Genomic DNA, 3289 nt, shown 5'->3' on the forward strand with positions numbered 1-3289 from the left:
GATGTATTTTAAGCTGTCGAGACTAAAAGTGCAGGCATCGGAGATTTTTACTGCATTTTTGAGTGCGTCGGGATATTGGCGGAAAAGTCTTTTCATTTCCTCTTCCGGTTTCAAATGGTGCTCGGCATTCTGGAAAAGCAGGTAGCCTGCATTATAGATGGTGCATTTTTCCCTTACGCAGGTCAGCACATCCTGCAGTTCACGTCTTTCGGGGCTGTGGTAATAGACATCATTGGTTGCCACCAGCGGGATACCGGTTTTTTTGGAGGTTTCTGAAAGGCGGAACATCCTTTTCTGGTCTTCTCCCTGATAGCTCCTGTTAATACCTAGGTATAGGTTTTCCCCGAGTGCCTGTTTGTAGGTCTGAAGGTCTGCATAAAAGTCCGCCTGAAAATCAAAATTCCCTGAAAGGCTATCGGGCGCGATGGCGATGAAAATAATATCTTTTGAATATTCGAATATGTCTTTTTTATAAAGTTCGCAACTCCCTTTTTCGGTGCGCAGGTTGCCAAGGCTGAGCAGGGCGGACAGCCTTCCATAACTTTCAGTGTTTGTGGGATAGGCAAGCAGGGATGCACCGTCCATGAGGTTTAACCTGCAGGCAGGGATGAGCTGGAAATCAAGTTTTCTGGCAGCGGCGTGTGCACGCACGATCCCGGCGAGGGTATTGTGATCGGTAATGGCAATTTTTTTATAACCCATCCTGGCTGCTTCTTCCACGATTTCTTCGGGGTGCGAAGCGCCGCGCAAGAAACTGAAGTTACTGGTGACCTGAAGTTCGGTATATTCCATCGCTTTTCTTTTTAGGGTTTAGGCAAAAAAGCCATGGATGAACCAGGCCGAGTTTTCTGCTGCATAGTGGCCTGAGCGGAAGAGCCAGTAGCGGTTTCCTTTTTCATCTTCAACGGTATAATAATCACGGTGTTCTCCTTCTTCCAGCCACCAGGCACGCTCCAGTCTTTCCGGCCCGTCTGCTTTTTTGATGCTGTGGCGCACGCCCTGGTAGATAAAGAGCATGGGCGGATAATCGGGGATAGGTGCAGTAACCTCGATGCGTTCCGGTTTTGGAAGCAGCTGTATGGGGCGGTTCAAGGGGTTATGGAAACTTATTCCGCTGTCTTCGCTGAGATCTTTGGCCTGTTTAACTGCCCTTTCCGGCCAATAATCTGCCCTTGGCAGATAACGGTGGATGGCGTTTTTACCTACTTTTCCAGCGACGCGGTCCAGTAATTCTGCCAGTGGCTGGCTGTCAAGGCCGGCCTGACCGGCCCAGATTTTTTCCTGTGGACGTTCCATTTTTTCGGTCTTTTCAGCACTTAGCGTGAAAAGCTCGATGCCCATGCCAGGTGCAATTCCAGAAATGTTGAGTGCAAAGAGTTTCATCAGGTGTATGGGATCATCACTTGGACGGTTGGTGCCGATAGCCGTTGATATTGTTTTTCCATCTATCCGGTAACCTTTCAGTGCTGCTTTTCTCAGGCCCAGGCCTTCTTTTTTAAGACTTAAGCAAAGTTTTTCCAGTAGTCTTTCGATGGCGATTTCTATGGCCTTGGCGGTGCGGATAGGCTCCAGGCAGGCCAATCTTTCTTCGAATTCCTGAATGGTCGTAATTGGGATGAAGGCCTCAGGTTCATCGCCCATGGCCTGTGCTATTTTGATGAGCAGGTCCTCGCCAAACCTTCTGCGCAAGGTGCTGCGCGGCATCTGGATGAAACGTTCGATCCTGTTTAAGCCCAGTTTATGCAGTTTTTCGGTGGTTTCATCCGGGATCCGCAGGGCAGCAGGCGGAAGGGATAGCAGGGCAGAATGCTGTCCATATGGCAGTACGATTTCGGCGCCCTTTCCGTAGTGTGAAACAGCCCAGGAAGTACCAATGGTATCGGCGATTGCCGCTTTCACGGTATAACCCGATGACTGGAGTCTGCTGGTGATGTGTTTAAGGTAGGCTTCTTCTCCGCCCCATAAATGACAGCATCCCGTGATGTCAAGCAGGATGCCATCAGGATCGGTAGAAGAGAGCGGGGTATAACGGATGGCCCATCTGGCCAGGCCTTCGAGCAGTTTTTCTTTTCTTCCCGGTTTTTCATCAAAAACTTCGAGCTCATGGACAATGGCGCGCGCATCTGCAAGTGGCATTCCGTTGTGGATGCCCTGGGCGTTTGCTTCCTTGTTTGCAGCGATGACCATCATACGGCCGTGACTGGCTCCAGCACATACCATGGCCCGTTCTTTCCATTCCGGGCGGCGGATGGTCTTCCAGTCCGTTAGCAGAAACGGAAACCATATGCTTAAGAACCGCTTTGTCATCTCTATCCTGCCTGCAGTTCATGGATAGGTAAGGCCCTGATGTTTTCTTTTTGTGGCTGCTCGAATGTGCTGCCAGACCAGTATACCTCAAAGGTGCCGCCCTCGCCGTTGCGCACTTTTAACAGTTCTGCTTTCCAGCTGGGCTGACCAACGCCCGGCATGCCTTCGGGCAATATGCTGGGTAATGGACTGATCTTCCAGCGGGCTAAACAGGTGGTATTGGAAAGAATCCTGGGGTTTTCCCTTAAGAACAGGGCCGTGACCTTGCTTTTTTCGATCACCAGCTGAAATCTTCTGGAAGTGGCAAAATTCAAGTCCGGGATTTCGGAGACCACAGCCGCGAGCCCCTCGCATTTAAGTGCTTCTTCGGTTACCCATAAGAGTTCTTTTTCATTTTGCAGGTCGATGAAGATAATGGATGTCGCATTTAGCGAAAACCTTTTGGCTGCCGGCGGGAAGAATTTTCTGGAGGCACTGATCCAGATACAGGGACTGCCGTCTTTCATCAGTGCGGCCAGTATCCCGCTGATAAAGCCACTGCTGGCCGCGGTCTGTTCGCGGCTTTCCGATATGAATTCATGGATGCCCTGCAGGGGAAAGCACTGACCTGGAAAAGCAGGTGCAAAAAGCTCAAGACCGGAGATGTTTTGCTGGTTTTTGGATACGGTCTTATAACCCTGCATGGAAAGGATCTGCTCCCTTAAGCCCTCAATGACCTGTTTTTTTGCTGCCTGTTCCATGATCAACCTCCTTTTTTAGAATTACATGGACAAATATAATGCTAAAAATATTAGTATTTTGAAATTATTTTGCACATTTGTATTGGATATGGAACAGCTGAGTTTTTTTAGGGAATCGGGCCAGACACCAGGGCTGCCAAAAGAGGTGCTGGAGTATGTGCCGGGATTTATCGATGTTGAAGAGGCAGATGTTCTGCTTTCATCTTTTATTTCAACTACCCCCTGGACGCAGAAGATCGTGA

At 49.5% G+C, this 3289-nt stretch carries 3 protein-coding genes and 1 pseudogene; 1 reads left to right on the top strand and 3 read right to left on the bottom strand.

Translation table 11 applies throughout. The features are described 5' to 3' along the window. The 3 genes from AC1DPQ_RS22160 to AC1DPQ_RS22170 all read right to left on the bottom strand — a co-directional run. On the bottom strand, positions 1-792 hold a 792-nt coding region (locus AC1DPQ_RS22160; protein WP_477610896.1), incomplete at its 3' end, for a PHP domain-containing protein. 18 nt (positions 793-810) lie between these two features. After that, positions 811-2307 carry a Y-family DNA polymerase gene (locus AC1DPQ_RS22165; protein ID WP_477582631.1) on the bottom strand — a complete coding sequence of 499 codons (1497 nt, stop codon included), beginning with the start codon at positions 2305-2307 and terminating at the stop codon, positions 811-813. 2 nt (positions 2308-2309) lie between these two features. Next, on the bottom strand, positions 2310-3047 hold the full coding sequence (locus tag AC1DPQ_RS22170) for an ImuA family protein (protein WP_477582629.1): 738 nt from the start codon (positions 3045-3047) through the stop codon (positions 2310-2312). A 58-nt stretch (positions 3048-3105) separates the two neighbouring features. Here AC1DPQ_RS22170 and AC1DPQ_RS22175 point away from each other — a divergent pair. Continuing rightward, positions 3106-3289: pseudogene (locus tag AC1DPQ_RS22175) on the top strand (hypothetical protein); the annotation flags it as partial.

Source organism: Pedobacter sp. 01T416_2, from assembly GCF_056398925.1.